At 72.5% G+C, this 16,120-nt stretch carries 15 protein-coding genes; 8 read left to right on the top strand and 7 right to left on the bottom strand.

The genetic code is table 11. The features are described from left to right. The first annotated feature begins 30 nt into the window (after positions 1 to 30). Positions 31 to 363, top strand: a complete 333-nt coding sequence (locus ABIC52_RS11645) for a TraR/DksA family transcriptional regulator (RefSeq protein WP_209824058.1) — start codon at positions 31 to 33, stop codon at positions 361 to 363. Positions 364 to 626: 263 nt separating this feature from the next. Then, complete coding sequence (locus ABIC52_RS11650) at positions 627 to 1,094, top strand: TIGR02611 family protein (RefSeq protein WP_238638083.1); 468 nt, start codon at positions 627 to 629, stop codon at positions 1,092 to 1,094. A gap of 29 nt (positions 1,095 to 1,123) precedes the next feature. On the opposite strand, the gene ABIC52_RS11655 is transcribed toward ABIC52_RS11650, so the two are convergent. Further along, positions 1,124 to 2,371, bottom strand: a complete 1,248-nt coding sequence (locus tag ABIC52_RS11655; RefSeq protein ID WP_209680113.1) for an MFS transporter — start codon at positions 2,369 to 2,371, stop codon at positions 1,124 to 1,126. 106 nt (positions 2,372 to 2,477) lie between these two features. Here ABIC52_RS11655 and ABIC52_RS11660 point away from each other — a divergent pair, with 106 nt between their 5' ends. Both ABIC52_RS11660 and ABIC52_RS11665 read left to right on the top strand, forming a co-directional pair. After that, positions 2,478 to 2,855: an ArsR/SmtB family transcription factor gene (locus tag ABIC52_RS11660; RefSeq protein WP_209824056.1), complete on the top strand. Its 378-nt coding sequence runs from the start codon at positions 2,478 to 2,480 to the stop codon at positions 2,853 to 2,855. Further along, positions 2,852 to 4,495, top strand: a complete 1,644-nt coding sequence (locus ABIC52_RS11665; protein WP_354027393.1) for a DUF7059 domain-containing protein — start codon at positions 2,852 to 2,854, stop codon at positions 4,493 to 4,495. The genes ABIC52_RS11660 and ABIC52_RS11665 overlap by 4 nt, the downstream gene beginning before the upstream one ends. Positions 4,496 to 4,519: 24 nt before the next feature. Here ABIC52_RS11665 and ABIC52_RS11670 read toward each other — a convergent pair whose 3' ends face one another. Both ABIC52_RS11670 and ABIC52_RS11675 read right to left on the bottom strand, forming a co-directional pair. Continuing rightward, complete coding sequence (locus ABIC52_RS11670) at positions 4,520 to 5,386, bottom strand: NAD-dependent epimerase/dehydratase family protein (protein ID WP_354027394.1); 867 nt, start codon at positions 5,384 to 5,386, stop codon at positions 4,520 to 4,522. A gap of 151 nt (positions 5,387 to 5,537) precedes the next feature. Continuing rightward, positions 5,538 to 6,140, bottom strand: coding sequence for a TetR/AcrR family transcriptional regulator (locus tag ABIC52_RS11675; protein ID WP_126890659.1), 603 nt, complete (start codon positions 6,138 to 6,140; stop codon positions 5,538 to 5,540). Positions 6,141 to 6,279: 139 nt separating this feature from the next. Here ABIC52_RS11675 and ABIC52_RS11680 point away from each other — a divergent pair, with 139 nt between their 5' ends. Next, the gene (locus ABIC52_RS11680) at positions 6,280 to 8,766 is read left to right on the top strand and encodes a beta-glucosidase family protein (protein WP_354027395.1); all 2,487 of its coding nucleotides are present in this window, start codon (positions 6,280 to 6,282) and stop codon (positions 8,764 to 8,766) included. A 439-nt stretch (positions 8,767 to 9,205) separates the two neighbouring features. On the opposite strand, the gene ABIC52_RS11685 is transcribed toward ABIC52_RS11680, so the two are convergent. Then, on the bottom strand, positions 9,206 to 10,228 hold the full coding sequence (locus tag ABIC52_RS11685) for an LLM class flavin-dependent oxidoreductase (protein WP_126890657.1): 1,023 nt from the start codon (positions 10,226 to 10,228) through the stop codon (positions 9,206 to 9,208). 120 nt (positions 10,229 to 10,348) lie between these two features. Here ABIC52_RS11685 and ABIC52_RS11690 point away from each other — a divergent pair, with 120 nt between their 5' ends. Together ABIC52_RS11690 and ABIC52_RS11695 are read left to right on the top strand one after the other, a co-directional pair. After that, complete coding sequence (locus tag ABIC52_RS11690) at positions 10,349 to 12,910, top strand: DEAD/DEAH box helicase (protein WP_354027396.1); 2,562 nt, start codon at positions 10,349 to 10,351, stop codon at positions 12,908 to 12,910. A gap of 104 nt (positions 12,911 to 13,014) precedes the next feature. Next, positions 13,015 to 13,266 (top strand): DUF6458 family protein, encoded by a 252-nt coding sequence (locus ABIC52_RS11695; protein WP_066656348.1) that lies wholly within the window; start codon positions 13,015 to 13,017, stop codon positions 13,264 to 13,266. 102 nt (positions 13,267 to 13,368) lie between these two features. On the opposite strand, the gene ABIC52_RS11700 is transcribed toward ABIC52_RS11695, so the two are convergent. Then, entirely contained in the window at positions 13,369 to 13,890 is a 522-nt protein-coding gene (locus tag ABIC52_RS11700) for a ribonuclease H family protein (RefSeq protein WP_126890654.1), read from the bottom strand. Positions 13,891 to 13,954: 64 nt separating this feature from the next. Next, positions 13,955 to 14,761, bottom strand: a complete 807-nt coding sequence (locus ABIC52_RS11705; RefSeq protein ID WP_354027397.1) for a LysM peptidoglycan-binding domain-containing protein — start codon at positions 14,759 to 14,761, stop codon at positions 13,955 to 13,957. Between the two features lie 161 nt (positions 14,762 to 14,922). On the opposite strand from ABIC52_RS11705, the gene ABIC52_RS11710 reads away from it, so the two are divergent. Then, a complete protein-coding gene (locus ABIC52_RS11710) occupies positions 14,923 to 15,261 on the top strand; it encodes a hypothetical protein (RefSeq protein WP_126890652.1) in 339 nt (112 codons plus the stop codon). Positions 15,262 to 15,277: 16 nt separating this feature from the next. Here the strand turns inward: ABIC52_RS11710 and ABIC52_RS11715 are convergent, their stop codons facing one another. After that, the gene (locus ABIC52_RS11715) at positions 15,278 to 16,096 is read right to left on the bottom strand and encodes an aldo/keto reductase (RefSeq protein ID WP_354027398.1); all 819 of its coding nucleotides are present in this window, start codon (positions 16,094 to 16,096) and stop codon (positions 15,278 to 15,280) included. Positions 16,097 to 16,120: the final 24 nt, after the last annotated feature.

A 16,120-nucleotide genomic window follows, 5' to 3' on the forward strand; every position in this document is an offset into this window, starting at 1 on the left:
CTGCATTCCGACACGACTACGGTCGTCGGCATGGACGATCCCCGCACCGCGCTGACCGACGAACGGCGGCGCAACGAGCGGCTGCTCGCCGACGTCGAGCGCAGCATGCGGGACGTCAGCGATGCGCGCCAGGACGCCAACTCGGACGACGAGCACGACCCCGAGGGCGCGACGCTCGCTTGGGAACGCGGCTCGCTCGGAGCGGTCCGGGACGCTGCTCGGGAGCGCATCCGCCTGGTCGACGCCGCGCTCGCGCGGCTCGACGCGGGTACCTACGGGCGGTGCGCCGTCGGCGGCGAACCCATCCCGGAGGCCCGTCTCGCCGCGGTCCCGTGGGCCGCGACGTGCGTCCCTCACGCGTGACGAGCCTCCAGGCCGGCGCGGACCGCTGACGGGGCTGCGGCCGGCGCGACACGGCCCCGTCTGCGCGAGACGGCGCGGGGCGCGTGAGACGCCGCCACTTCTGACGCCGTCTCGGCACGAGCGCGGCGTCTCGACGGAACGAGGGCGCCTGCAGATCGAGGCCCGTGACGGCCGGGAGGCGCGGCGCACCCCCGCCGGTGCCGCTCACGTCGCGTGGACCGGTTGCGCCGCCGTTTCCCAGCCGCGCGCCCTAGGTTGCCGCCATGGACGACACCCACGAGCGACCCGACGCGGTCGTGCGTGCCGACACCACGGCTCCCGAGACCGACGCCGACGACCGGCACCACCGCTTCCGGTGGTTCCGTCGGATGCGCGCGTGGATCCACGCGCGGCCGGGTGTGCACCTCTTCTACAAGGTGCTCGTCGGGATCGTCGGCGGGCTCGTCGTGGTGATCGGGCTCATCCTCGTGCCGCTGCCCGGCCCGGGGTGGCTCGTGGTGTTCATCGGCCTGACGATCCTGGCCAGTGAGTTCCACTTCTTCCACCGCATCATCACGTGGCTGCGTGCGCAGCTGCACCGCTTCTGGGACTGGGCGAAGGCGCACGGGCCGCAGTGGCTGCGGAAGGCCGCCGACCGCGGCAAGGCCGACGTCGACGCGGCGCACGCCGATGCGCACCGCAGCACCGGGGTCCGCGCGCAGCGACCGAACCGGGCGCGACCCGGTCACTGACCTCGAGCTGACACCAGCCCCGGGCGGCCCTAGTCGGCGGTGCGGACGGAGCCCGTCGCCGTGCGCTCGACGGCCTCGGCGGCACGCTCCTCGACCCCGGCCGCGCTGCGCGACGCGAGCTGCAGCACGAGGGCGATCGCCGCGGCGAGGACGATGAACGCGCCGTAGCCGGCGAGCACGGGGACGAAGCCGAACGCCGGCTCGACGAGGCCCGCGACGACGGCCGGCACGCCGAACGCCAGGTAGCTGACGATGTAGACCGACGACAGCAGCCCGGCGCGGTGCGTGGGGGCGGCGGTCGCGAGCAGCATCCGCAGCGGCGCCTGGAAACCCGCGCCGAAGCCGACGCCGGCGATCGCACTGCCGACGACGAGCCCGGGCAGCGAGTGCGCGAAGACGAACGACACGGTGACGACCGGACCGACGATGAGCGCGACGAGTCCGAGGAACAGGCTCCGGCGCGTGTCGAGGCGCTGGATCGCGAGCCCCGTGAGTCCGCCGACGCCGGTGACGACCGCGATCAGGGCCCCGGCCGCGAAGTGGTCGTGGATGCCGAACACCGCACCGAGGGCCGACGGCACGAGCGACAGGAACAGCCCGCCCAGCGCCCAGCTCGCGACGAGGGCACCGGCGACGCCGCGGAACAGCGCGCGTGACGCCCGGGGCACGGACACGGTCGGGCGGAGGGAGCGGAGTGCGCCCGGTCGGCGGGTGACCCGCTCGGGCACGACGACCAGGGCGGCGACGAGCAGCAGCAGGAGCGCGCCGAAGAGCACGTAGACGAGCTGCTCCGGTGCCGGACCCCACTCGACCAGGGCGCCGCTCGACACCGCGCCGGTGGCCAGGGCGAAGGGCGGGACCGCACCGTTCAGGACGCCGGCGAGCGACGGGAAGCGCTCGAGCGAGTTGTCGATGAGCGCCGCGCCGAGGGCCCCGATGAGCAGCCCGACCGCGACGCCCTGCACGATCCGGTCGACCACGAGGGCCGTGAACCCGTCGGCACCGGTGAACAGCACGAGCGACACGACGAGCAGCAACCCGCCGGCGACGAGCACGGGCTTCCGGCCGACGTGGTCCGACAGCCGACCGGCCACGAGCATGGTGACGAGGAGCCCGGCGACGTAGATCGCGAACACCCCCGTGAGCATGAGCGGTGTGAGGTCCCACTCGGCGGCGTAGACGGGGTAGATCGGGGACGGCACGGAGGACGAGGCCATCGCGACGAAGAGCATGGCGGCGAGGATCCAGAACCCCGCGACTCCGCGTGCTGACTGCATGGTGGTGCCTTCCCGTCGGATCGACTGCTGTACGACAGCATTCGTACAGCAGTCCATCAGTACGACGCAAGTCGTACTGTCCGGTCGGCGGTGCTACCGTCGTCGCATGCCCGCCGCGCCCGTGGACTCCGTCGTCACCCCAGAACGCCTGCCGCAGCCGACCGTCGCCGAGCTGGACCTGCCCGTCGTGCTCGACGCACTGAGCGACCCGATCCGGCTCACGATCCTGCACCGCTACCTGGTGGACGCGGCCGGCGGCGTCCGCAGCTGCGGCTGGGTCGGGGTCGACCGACCGAAGTCGACGCTGACGCACCACTTCCGTGTCCTGCGCGAGGCCGGCCTGCTCGAGCAGCACCAGGAGGGACTGACGCGCTCGAGCCGGGTCCGGATCGAGGACGTGCAGCAGCGCTTCCCGGGGCTGCTCGACCTGGTGGCCGCGTGGCAGGTCCCCGCTTCCGTCATGCGCGAGGAGGTCCCCGCGTGACCGGGCGGGCGCGGGCAGCAGCGGCACACGAGCTCCCCACGATCACGACCGACCCCGCGGTGACGACGGCGCTCGCCGCGGACCTCGACGCAGCGGGCTTCACCGTCGAGCGCATCGACGCACTCTGGGGCACCGAGGTGGCCGCGTCGCTGCACCGGGGCTCGCGGGTCGCCGCGCTCCGGGCGCTCGCCGCGCGGGACACCACGCCGCTGACCACCCTCGCGACACTGTTCGTGCTCGGCCTGCCGGTCGACCGGAGCGACGCCGAGCGGGCGTTCCCGTCCGCCGGGCTCGACCGGGTCCTGGCCGCGGGGCTCCTGCGCACCGACGCCGGCACCGACCGCGACGAGATCGACGACTCCGGGCTACCGGACACCGAGCACCGACGGGTCCACCCGACCGTCGACCTGCGGCCCTACGCCTTCGTCGACGACCAGGGCGCCGGCAGCTGGTGGATCGTCTCGGACCTCGGGGAGCTCGCGCTCGGCACCGCACTCGGCGAAGAGCACGTGCTCGGCATCGGTGGCGCGTCCACCACGCTCTCCGGGCTCCAGGTCCCGGTGCCGGTCCGCCGGGTGCTCGACCTCGGGACCGGGTGCGGGATCCAGGCCATGCACGCCCGTCGCTTCGCGGAGCAGGTCGTCGCCACGGACATCTCCCGCCGGGCGCTCGACATCGCCCGGTTCAACGCGGCGCTCAACGGCATCGACGGCATCGAGTTCCGGCTCGGGTCGCTCTACGAGCCGGTCGCGGGGGAGCGCTTCGACCGGATCGTGTCGAACCCGCCGTTCGTCATCACGCCGCGTCGCGACGACGTGCCCTCCTACGAGTACCGTGACGGCGGCATGGTCGGCGACGCGCTCGTCGAGACCGTGCTCCGAGGGCTCGCCGACCACCTCGAGCCCGGAGGCACCGCGCAGCTGCTCGGCAACTGGGAGTACCGCTGGGGCGTCGACGGGCTCGACCGGGTGCGCTCGTGGTTCGCGGACGCCGAGGACCTCGACCTGTGGGTCGTCGAACGGGAGCGCGAGGACCCTCCGGCCTACGCCGAGACCTGGATCCGCGACGGCGGCACCAAGCCCGGCACCGAGGCGTTCGACCGGCTCGTGGACGCCTGGCTCGACGACTTCGCCACGCGTCGGGTCACCGGCGTCGGCTTCGGGTACGTGGTCGTCCGGCGCGCGTCGGCCACGGACGCCGGTCGGCCGGGAGGCACGGCTCGCCTCCGCCGCGCCGAGCGGGTCGCCGAGGCGCTCGGTTCCAACCCCGTGGGGCTCGGCGCGACGGTCGCGCGGGTGCTCGACGCCGCCGAGTGGCTCGGCGCGCACGACGACGGGGCCCTCTCCGCCGCACACCTGCGGGTCGCCGGTGACGTCACCGAGGAACGGCACTACTGGCCCGGGAACGACGACCCGACGGTGATCACCCTCGTGCAGGGCGGCGGCTTCGGCCGACGCGTGGACGCGGACACGGCGCTCGCCGCGTTCGTGGGTGCCTGCGACGGGGAGCTGTCGGTCGCGGCCATCGTCGGCGCCATCGCGCAGATCACCGGCGTCGACGAGCGCGCGCTCGCGGCAGACCTGCTGCCGCGCGTGCGCGACCTGGTGCTGGACGGCCTGCTGCTCGCACCGACGTCCTGAGGCCGCCCCGCGCCTCCCGTCCGGTCAGTGCGAGCGGTGGTTCCGCCAGGTGTGCTCGGGGGCGTAGCCGAGGAGCTCGCGGGCCTTCTCGCTCGAGAGCAGGGAGCTCGTGCCGTCGATGTCCGTGCGGCGCTCGATGTCCGGCACGAAGCGCTCGACGAGCTCGATCGTCGGGGCGTCCATCACCGTGTCGGGGCTCGCGATGACGAACGCCTCGAACCCGGTCAGCTCGGCCTCGAGGGACTTCCGCACCGCCTGCGCTCCGTCGCGTGAGTCGATGTACGACCACAGGTTGAAGGTCTTGGCCTCGGGGGAGGCGTCCCAGGGGAACGACGGGTAGTCGGTCTCGTCCATCACGTTCGAGAAGCGCAGCCCGATCATCTTGAGCTCCGGGTCCCAGCGGGTGAAGTGGCGGGCCATCTCCTCCTCCACCGCCTTGCCGAGCGAGTACGAGGACTGCGGGCGGACCGCGAACTCCTCGTCGACGGGCAGGTACGGCGGGTGGTGCTCGCCCATCGGGATGCCGAGCAGGGTCTCGCTCGACGCCCACACCACGTTCCCGATGCGAGCGACGCGGGCGGCGTGGAAGACGTTGATCGACGCGGTGACGTTGTTCGTGATGAGCGCGACGTCGGGCACCTGACCCGGCGCGGGCACGGCGGCGAGGTGCACCACGGCGTCGACCCGGTCGTAGCGGTCGTCGATGCCGGTGAGCGCGCCGAGCACCTGGCCGTAGTCGCTCAGGTCGATGCGGACGAAGGGCACCCGCTCGGGCTTGTCGGGGGAGGGCACCCGGTCGAGCAGGACCACGTCGTACCCGTGCTCGTCGAGGTCGCGGACGACCGCCCGTCCGAGCTTGCCGCTGCCTCCGGTCACCACAACACGCGTCATCGCGTCACTCCACATCGTCGTCGGACGGCCTGGTCGGCCGGAGCCCATCCTGCCGTGCGCGCCTGCACCGGGACCAGGCACTGGTGGTACCTGTCCGAGCGGCGCGGCCCGGTACGGCTCCTCGATGTCGGGCGTCGGCCGCAGGGTGCCGTCAGGCCGAGGCGGGCGTGACGGACTGGGCGACCGCGAGCCGCGCGACGAGCTCGACGTGCTCGGCCATGTCCCGCGACGGGTCGTACAGCCACTGGATCTGCATGCCGTCCGAGATCGCCAGGAGCACGCTCGCCAGCTGCTCGGTGTCCACGTCGGTGCGGAGCCGCCCGTCCTGCTGCATCGCGCGGAAGTCCCGTGCGAAGTCGCCCCGGCTGCGCTCGTAGCGTTCGCGGAAGTACTCGTGCGCGGGGTGCTCGGCGTCGGTCGCGGCGGCGGCGGACAGGTTCACGAACATCTGCACGAGGCCGGGGACCTCGGTGTTGTGCCGGACGATCGCCGCGAGGAACGCGCCGGGGTCCTCGGCCGCGGTACCCCAGTCGTGCGCCAGGTCGACCTCGTCGCGACGCCGGAGGATCTCCACCCAGAGGTCGTCCTTCGAGTCGAAGTAGTGCAGCAGCCCGGCCTGGGTGAGACCGACCGCGTCGGCGATGTCCTTGATGCTCGTGCGCCGGAACCCCTGCCGTGCGACGAGGTCGAGCGCGACCGTGAGGATCTCCTCGCGCTTCGCGATCCCCTTCGCGTACGAACCCCGTCGTGCCATGGCGCGAGCGTACAGCGCGATACCGGCCCGAGAAACCTACTCGCGATAGGTTTTGCCTGCTACGCTGACGCCAGCCGCCGACGAAGGCGCGCGGAGGTCATGCCCCGGCGCCCGTCGCACAACGAAGGGACCGACCATCGTGACCACCGTGGACGACACCACCCGCGCCTCCCGTCCGACCGCCGCGTCGCCGCTGGCCGAGCGCATCGACGCGCTCCTCGGGCAGCTGACGACCGAGGAGAAGGTCCAGCTCCTGACCGGACGCGACTTCTGGACGACCTGGCCGGTCGAGAAGATCGGGCTGCGCCGGATCCTGATGTCCGATGGCCCCTCCGGCGTTCGCGGCGAGGTCTGGGACGAGCGCGACCCGTCGCTCAACCTGCCGTCCGCCACCGCGCTGTCGGCGAGCTGGGACCGGGCGATCGCGAAGCGCTACGGCGCCGCGGCGGCGGTCGAGGCGCGTCGCAAGGGCGTCGACGTCGTGCTCGGTCCGACCATCAACCTGCACCGCTCCCCGCTCGGCGGCCGACACTTCGAGGCGTTCAGCGAGGACCCGGTGCTCACCGGGGACCTCGCGGCGTCGTACGTCGACGGCGTGCAGGAGAACGGCGTCGCCGCGACCCCGAAGCACTACGTCGCCAACGACTACGAGACCGACCGCTTCACCGCCTCGACCGAGGTGTCGGACCGTGCCCTCCGCGAGCTGTACCTGCTCGCGTTCGAGAAGGCCGTGACCGAGGCGCACGCCTGGGCGGTCATGTCGTCCTACAACGCGATCAACGGCGTCACCGCGTCCGAGAACGACCTGCTCGAGACCCCGCTCAACTCGGAGTGGGGCTTCGACGGCATCGTCGTGTCCGACTGGACCGGCGTCCGCTCGGTCGACGCGGCGAAGGCGTCGCAGGACGTCGCGATGCCCGGCCCGAACCAGTGGTGGAGCGAGGGGCCGCTGCTGCAGGCGGTCGAGTCGGGCGAGGTCCCGGTGGAGGCGATCGACCGCAAGGTCCGGCGCATCCTGACCCTGGCTGCCCGCGTCGGCGCGCTCGAGGGCTTCGAGCCCGTCGCGGCCGAGCCCGTGCACGTCGAGGACGGCGTCGCGTTCGTCCGCGAGGCCGAGGCCGAGGGCACCGTCCTGGTGCGCAACACCGGGATCCTGCCGCTCGACGCCGCCGCGGCGTCGCGGATCGCGCTCCTCGGGCACAACGCCGACCAGGCCCGCACCCAGGGCGGCGGATCGGCGACGGTGGTGCCGGAGCACGTCGTCACGCCCATCGAGGGCATCCGCGCGGCCTTCCCCGGCGCAACGGTGGACTACGCCATCGGTGCCGTCGTGCAGGAGGGCATCGCCGAGTTCCCGCTGTCGACCATCACGAACCCCGCGACCGGCGAGCCCGGAGCGCGGGTGGCGTTCGTCAAGGACGGCGAGGAGCTCTTCGTCGAGGACCGCCGTGCCACCGCCCTGTTCTGGTTCGGCGGCGACGCCCCGATCCGGGAGTCCGACCGACTCGACGTCACCACGACCTACACGGCCGAGACGACGGGCACCGTGCGGATCGGCATCGGCGCCGCCGGCCGTTCGCGCATGTGGGTCGACGGTGACCTCCTGCTCGACGAGACCGTCCCCGTCGAGGGCGACCAGCTCGGCGCGGCGTTCCTCAACCCGCCCGCGCGTTCTGTGCCGGTGTCGGTCGAGGCGGGGCAGCAGCTCGCGATCCGGATCGAGCACGACATCGTGCAGGACGACGCGCTCGGCGGTGTGCTCGCCTACCAGTTCGGCACCGAGCCGAGCGACGCCGACCCCGCGGCGCTGATCGAGGCCGCGGTCGCCACGGCCCGCGACGCCGACGTGGCGATCGTCGTCGTCGGCACGAACAGCAAGGTCGAGTCCGAGGGCTACGACCGCTCGTCGCTCGCACTGCCCGGCCACCAGGACGACCTGGTCCGTGCCGTCGCCGCCGCGAACCCGAACACGATCGTCGTGGTGAACTCCGGTTCGCCGGTCGAGATGCCCTGGCGTGACGACGTCGCCGCGGTGCTCCTGACCTGGTTCGGCGGACAGGAGTACGGCAACGCGCTCGCCGACGTCCTGACCGGAGCCGCGGAGCCCGGTGGTCGCCTGCCCACCACGTGGCCGGTCATCCTCGCCGACGTCCCGGTGCAGGACGTCACGCCGGTCGACGGCAAGGTCGCGTACGACGAGGGCGTGCACGTCGGCTACCGCGCCTGGCTGCGCGCGGGCACCGAGCCCGCCTACCCCTTCGGGCACGGCCTCGGCTACACCACGTGGACGATCGACGGCGTCTCCGCGTCGCCGACCGTGACCGAGGGCGACACCGCGATCGTCACCGCGACCGTCGCGAACACGGGTGACCGCGCCGGGAAGCACGTCGTGCAGGTCTACGCCTCGCGTGCGGAGTCGTCGGTGGACCGTCCGGTGCGGTGGCTCGTCGGGTTCGCGCCCGTCCGGCTCGGCGCGGGGGAGTCCACCGAGGTGTCGGTCGAGGTCCCGGCGCGTGCCTTCGCGCACTGGGACGGAGCCTGGCGGTACGAGCCGGGGACGTTCGAGCTCCACGTCGGTGCGTCGGTCGTCGACCTCGCGGGTTCGGCGACCCTCGAACTGGAGTGAGCCGATTTCCGCACGCGCGCGGGTTCATTCAGTAACATGAACCCGCGCCAGTCGGCTGGTTACCGTCGGCGCGCGCACCACCGAGGGCTCGTCGTGTGAGCGAAGCGGCCTCCTGATCCGGTCGTGGAGCCCCTTCGAGCCCGGTGCGTCCAGAATGCGTCCCCGCGTCCGCGCGGGGGCGCATTCGTCGTTCCGGGGACAAAGGTCTGCGGGCGGGCCTCCCCGCTCCTGACCAGGGGTTGTCGCGGGTAGCTGACGGTCCGTCAATATCCGCGCAGCGATGATGACAAATCCTTCGAGAAGTGAAAGAGTGGGGCCACCATCCCGTGCGGATCAGGGACGAGATGGTCATCCGGACCGGGGCTCGTCGGACCTCACCAACCCGACTCGAGCCCCGGCCGGATGCCCCCTCGCCACGTGGCCGATCGCCGGTGGAGCGTCAGCCCAGGCGCGGGACGACCTCTTCCGCGACGATCCGCAGGATGCGCTCGTGCGCGGCGGCGTCACCGTTCGCCGGCAGGGTGATCACGAGCTCGTCGGTCGCCTGCACGGCCGGGTCCGCCGCCAACGTGTCCACGATCTCGTCCACGCCGCCCGACACGATCCTGCTGAAGCGGAACGGGGGACCGCTCAGGGGGCGGCCCTCGTCGTCCATCCCGCTCGCGTAGCCGGTGAGGAACTCCTCGTGCACCCGGCGGTCGTGCTCGTCGAGCAGCGGCACGACGATCCGACCGACGGCGACGCGCGGCGTCCGGCCCGGGTGCTCGCCGGCTGCCTGCAGCTCGGCGAACCGGTCACGGTAGGCGGCGAGCTGGTCGGCCTGTGCGCGCGCGAACGGGGCGCCCGTGTCCTCGGTGTTGAGCGTCGAACAGTGCAGCAGCAGGCCCTTCTCGGCCGTGCGGACCGCCGTGCCCGTGCTCCCGCCACCCCACCAGACACGGTCACGCAGGCCCGGGGACAACGGCTGCAGCGCCAGGTCCGCGCCGGCCGGGATGCTCTCGTAGCCCTTCCCCGCGGTGCCGAGCGGTTCGCCCTGCAGGACCTCGAGCAGCCGGGCAGCCCGGGCCTCGGCCTCGTCGCGGAAGCTGCGCTCGGACGCGCCGAACACCGGGTCGAGGATCGGACCGTAGCCGGCGATCCCGGTGCTGATGCCGAGCTGCACCCGACCGTCGCTGAGCAGGTCGACCGTGCTGGCGTCCTCGGCGAGACGGATCGGGTCCTCGTAGCGCATGCCGAGGACGGCGGTGCCGAACCCGATGGTGCTGGTGCGCTGCGCGGCGGCAGCGAAGAAGGTCATGGGGCTGGTGAGGAACGGCTCGAAGTGGCGACCGCGCACCCAGCCGGTGCCGTAGCCGAGCGACTCGGCCGTCTCGAACAGGCGCAGGCCGTCCTCCAGCGCGGCGGCCGCACCGGCGGTGCCGCCGTGGTTGGGGACGAAGGAGAGGAAGCCGAGTTCGCGCACGCCCCGAGTCTATGCGCGTGCATTCAATCGCGACAGGGCGGCGGACGGGAGGCTCGTGGCGGGCTCGCCACGAGCCTCCAGCCCGTCTCCGGGTCACCACCCACCTGGGAGGATGGACACATGACCGACGTCACCACCACCCCGCCGCTCCTCGCCGCCCTGCCGGCGGCGGTCCACGGCGTCGTCGACCCCGACGCGGTCTACCAGGCCTTCGCCGACTGGGCCGAAGCCGGCGGGCGACCGCTCTACCCGGCGCAGGACGAAGCGCTCATCGAGCTCGTCTCCGGGGCGAACGTCGTCCTCAGCACGCCGACCGGCACGGGCAAGTCGCTCGTGGCGGCCGGAGCGCACTTCGCTGCGCTCGCCGAGGGCAAGCGCAGCTGGTACACGGCGCCGATCAAGGCCCTCGTCTCCGAGAAGTTCTTCCAGCTCGTCGACCTGTTCGGCGCGCAGAACGTCGGCATGGTGACCGGTGACTCGAGCGTCAACGCGGACGCCCCGATCATCTGCTGCACGGCCGAGATCCTCGCGAACACCGCGCTCCGCCAGGGCCCCGCCGCCGAGGTCGACGTCGTCGTGATGGACGAGTTCCACTTCTACGGCGACCCCGACCGCGGCTGGGCGTGGCAGGTGCCGCTGCTCGTGCTCGAGCGCGCGCAGTTCCTGCTCATGTCCGCCACGCTCGGCGACGTCGCCACCATCGCCGACGACCTGTCGCGCCGGACCGGACGGCCGACCGCCCGGGTGACCGGGGTCTCGCGGCCGGTGCCGCTGGACTACGAGTACGTCATGACGCCGGTGCAGGAGACCGTCGAACGGCTGCTCGAGGAGGGCAAGGCGCCGGTCTACATCGTGCACTTCGCCCAGGCTGCGGCGCTCGAGCGGGCGCAGGCGCTGATGTCCGCCAAGGTCGCCAGCCGCGAACGACGGGACGCGATCGCCGAGGCCATCGCCGGGTTCCGGTTCAGCGCCGGGTTCGGGCAGACCCTGTCCCGGCTGATCCGGACCGGCATCGGGGTGCACCACGCGGGCATGCTGCCGAAGTACCGGCGGCTCGTCGAACAGCTGGCCCAGCGCGGTCTGCTGCCGGTGATCTGCGGGACGGACACCCTGGGCGTGGGCATCAACGTGCCGATCCGGTCCGTGCTGCTGACCGGGCTGACGAAGTTCGACGGCACGAAGATGCGACAGCTCTCCGCCCGCGAGTTCCACCAGATCGCCGGACGAGCCGGTCGCGCGGGCTACGACACCGAGGGTGACGTCGTCGCCGAGGCGCCCGAGCACGACATCGAGAACGCCCGGGCCGTCGCCAAGGCCGGGGACGACCCGAAGAAGAAGAACAAGGTCAAGAAGAAGAAGGCTCCCGAGGGGTTCGTCTCCTGGGGGCCGGCGTCGTTCGACCGGCTCATCGCCGCGGAGCCCGAGCCGATGGTGTCGCGGATGCGGATCACGCACGCGATGGTGCTCGCGGTCGTCGCCCGCGGGGGAGACGCCTTCGCCGACGTCCGGTCGCTCGTGTTCGAGAACCACGAGCCGCGCTCCCGGCAGCTCGCGATGGCCCGACGCGCCCTGTCGATCGCTCGCACGCTCATCAACGCCCGCGTGATCGAGAAGGTCGACGGGCAGTACCGGATGACCGTCGACCTGCCCGTGAACTTCGCGCTCAACCAGCCGCTGTCGCCGTTCGCACTCGCCGCCTTCGAACTGCTCGACCCGGAGTCCCCGACGTACGCGCTCGACATGGTGTCGATCGTCGAGGCGACCCTGGACGACCCGCGCGCGATCCTCGCGCAGCAGCAGTTCAAGGAGCGTGGCGAGGAGGTCGCCCGCATGAAGCGCGAGGGGATCGAGTACGAGGAGCGGATGGAGCTGCTCGAGGAGGTCACCTGGCCGAAGCCGCTGGACGAACTGCTGACGGCCGCGTACGAGGCCTACGCGGCCGAGCAACCGTGGGTGCTCGACTTCACGCTGTCACCCAAGGCCGTGGTGCGCGACATGTACGAGCGGGCGATGACCTTCGGCGACTTCGTGCGGTTCTACCAGCTGACCCGCTCCGAGGGGCTCGTCCTCCGGTACCTCTCCGACGCCTACCGGACCATGCGCCAGACCATCTCCGAGGAACAGCGCACGCCCGAGCTCGACGACCTGATCGAGTGGCTCGGCGAGGTCGTGCGGCAGACCGACTCCTCGCTCGTCGACGAGTGGGAGGCGCTGGTCAACGGCTCCGTCGCGGAGGCGGCCGCCGAACACGACGAGATCGCGCCGCCGCAGCCCGCGCGGCTCACCGGCAACCCGAGGGCGTTCCGGGTGCTCGTGCGGAACGCCCTGTTCCAGCGGGTGCTGCTCGCCGCGGCCGACGACGTCGCCGGGCTCGCCGCGCTCGACGGCGCCGCGGGCTTCGGGCAGGACGAGTGGGACGCCGTGCTCGAGGAGTACTACGAGGAGCACGACACGATCGGGACCGACGGCGACGCCCGGTCGATGGCGTACCTGGTGCTCGACGAGCACGGGTCGGGACGGACCTGGAGGGCGCGGCAGATCTTCGCCGACCCCGAGGGCGACAAGGACTTCGGGTTCTCGGCGACGATCGACCTGGACGCCTCCGACGAGACCGGTGAGGCCGTCGTGCGGGTCACGGAGATCGGCCGGTTCGACGGCTGGGCCGAGGTCGACGTCGACTGATGCCGGCCTCGCTCGGCGGTCACACGGAACCTCGCCGCCGCGGTCCGGGTACCTTCGACGCCAGCCCCGGACACCCGGGACGGGGCACCACGGAAGGACCCGTCATGCGCATCGGATCGAGCATCGCCCTGATCGTCATCGGAGCGATCGTCGCCTTCGCGGTCGACTACCAGATCGCCGGCATCGACCTGCGCCTGATCGGCTACATCCTGATGGCCGCCGGCGTCGTGCTGCTCATCATCAGCCTGGCGGTCGGGTTCGGCGGGCGTCGGACCACGACCACCACCCGGTCGGGCGTCGACCCGGCGTCGGGGGAGCAGATCACCCGGCAGGACCGCCGCGACGGCACCTACTGAGCGCACGTCCTGAGCGGACGACCACGGGCCCGGGCGAGGACATCGCCCGGGCCCGTCGTCGTGCGGCCCGTCGTCGCGCGGCCCGACAGGGCGTGCGGCTCGTCAGAACAGGGTGGCGGGCGGTTCGACCTGCACCGGCTCCGGAGCGGGCGGCACGACGGTGTCCGGCCAACCCGGTCCCGTCGGCACCTCGGTGTGATTCTGGAAGGCGGTCGCAGCGCCGCGGGCACGGACGTCAGCGGCCTCGTTCATCTCGTGACCGACGTGCCCGCGGACCCACTCGAAGGTGACCTTGCGGCCCTGCAGCTCGGCGTCGAGCTCCTTGATGATCTCGACGTTCAGCACGGGCTTGCCGTCGGCCTTCCGCCAGCCCTTGCGCTTCCACCCGGCGAGCCACTCGGTGCACGCCTTGATCGCGTACTGGCTGTCGCAGAGGATGTGCAGCGGCTCGCCGGTGTCCTTCGTGGCGCGGAGCAGCTGGAGCACGGCCGTCAGCTCACCGATGTTGTTCGTCGCCCGCGGCCACCCACCGGCTGCCCAGCGGTCGTCGTCGACGTACCAGGCCCAACCGGCCGGTCCGGGGTTGCCGAGGGCGGAGCCGTCTGCGGCGGCGACGATGGTCACGATGTGGCCTCCTGGGTGGTGCGGGGTGCGGATCGAGCGTAACGGACCCGCATCCGGCTCCGTGTCAGCGCGAGGCCGGGTCCAGGTTGATCCAGGAGCCGGCGAGCACCCACCCCTGGCCGTTCGTCTGCATGCTGGGATTGAGCCACCGCAGTTGGGACACGGTGATGCCGAAGCGCTCGGCGATCGTCGTCTGGTCGTCGCCCTCGTTGACCCGGTAGGCGACCGGAGTACCGGTCGTCCCACGGAGCGTCTCGTCGTCGGCGTCGAACGCGTATCCGTACGCCCCCGGGCGAGCCGTGCCGAGCGTGACGTGCAGGTCGGGCTCCGGGTTCGGGATCGACCACGACAGCGTGCCCACGGCCAGCACCTTGTGGACCCACGGCCGGTTGCTGTCGCCGCCGTCGGACTGGTCCGGCACCAGCACGACCGTGTGGAGCCAGTCCGGGTACGGTCCGGCGTCCGCCAGGCTGACGGTCGCGGGCGGCTGCCCGTCGGCCGCCCAGCGGGTGTCGGCCACCGCTCGGCTGTCCCCGCCGTCGCCGTACTGCGCCGTGCGCCGGAACTGCACCCCCATCGGCTGCGGCTGCGTGGTGCGGTAGTCCGACAGTTGCGCGTCGAAGGTGCCGTGGTCGTTCGCGACGACCCGGACGTGGATCGACGTGTCGCCGGTCTTCGACACCGCGTCGGTCTCCGCGACCACCGTGCCCGCCGGGACCGCCTGCGCCGCGGCGACGGGCTGAGCGGTGTCGCCCGAACCGTCGACGGGCCCCGGCGCCGCGGAGGCGCTCGGCGCAGCGTGCCCGGTCGGCTTCGGCAGCGGGGCGTCGTCGCCGAACAGCGAGCACCCCGTCAGCAGCAGCGCGCTCATCCCCACCAGTGCGACGGCCGCCGCGCCCCGTGCCCTCGTCCGATCCCTCGTCCGCCCCATCGTCCGGCCCCCTTCGTCGCGACGACGGTACCCGAGCGGGAACCGGATCACGCCCGTCGTGACCGAACCGGTACCAGGAGCCGCGGCCTACTGTGCGGGGCATGAGCGACAGCATCCCGAACGTGCCCGGCCCCGACGAGTCCGACGACCGTGCTCGGAACGACGAACTCCGTGACGCGGCGCACAGCGACGACGTCGACGGGGTGAGCGACCGCGAGCAGCGTGCTGCCGACACGTCCTACAGCCCGTCGAGCGAGCGGGAGACGGTCGCCTCGCAGACGCAGCAGCGCGACGACGCGGACCTCGAGGCAGACGGCATCGACCCGTCCCGCGTGGTGGCGGCACCGGGGACCGGCGGCGCGGACGACGCCGGCGACGTCGAGCCCGAGCCGGGCGACCTGCACCTGCCGTGGCAGTCGGAGGAGGACCGCCAGGGCTAGGAGCGCCCGAGCGGCGTCAGGACACCGCGTCCGGGTGCGACCCGGTCCGCTGTCCGTTCTCGAGCCCGTCGATCGCCGCCAGGTCCTCGGCGGTCAGCGTGAACCCGTCGACGTCGAGGTTCGACCGGATGCGCGACGGCGTCACCGACTTCGGCAGCACGACGACCCCCTGCTGCACGTTCCACCGTACGAGCACCTGCGCCACGCTCACCCCGTGGGACTCCGCGATGCGGGTCAGCACCGGGTCGTCGACGAGCCGGCCGCGTCCGAGCGGTGACCACGCCGCGGTCCGGATGTCGTGCTCCTCGTGGAACGCCATCAGCTCGTGCTGCGGCAGCCACGGGTGCCGCTCGACCTGGTTGACGGCCGGCACCTCCCCGGTCTCGTCGACCACGCGCTGCAGGTGCGGCACCTGGAAGTTCGAGACACCGACGCTCCGCGCGCGCCCTTGCTCGCGCAGCTCGACGAGCGTCCGCCACGTCTCGACGTACCGGTCGTTCGCCGCCGCCGGCCAGTGGATCAGGTACAGGTCCACGGTCTCGAGCCCGAGCCGGTCGAGGCTCGCGTCGAACGCGCGCAGGGTCGCGTCGCGCCCCTGGTGGTCGTTCCACACCTTCGTGGTCACGAACACGTCGTCGCGGTCCGGCCGGGAGGCACGGATCGCCTTCCCGACGCCCCGCTCGTTGCCGTACATCTCGGCCGTGTCGACGTGGCGGTACCCGGCGTCGAGCGCGGTCGCGACAGCGGTCTCCGCCCCGGCGTCGTCGACCTTGTAGACGCCGAACCCGATCGCGGGGATCGACCGGCCGTCGCGGAGGGGGAAGGAGGTGACCATGCACCCATCCTGCCCACCGAGGCG

The sequence above is a fragment of the Curtobacterium oceanosedimentum genome, from assembly GCF_040545555.1.
Classification (GTDB): Bacteria; Actinomycetota; Actinomycetes; order Actinomycetales; family Microbacteriaceae; genus Curtobacterium.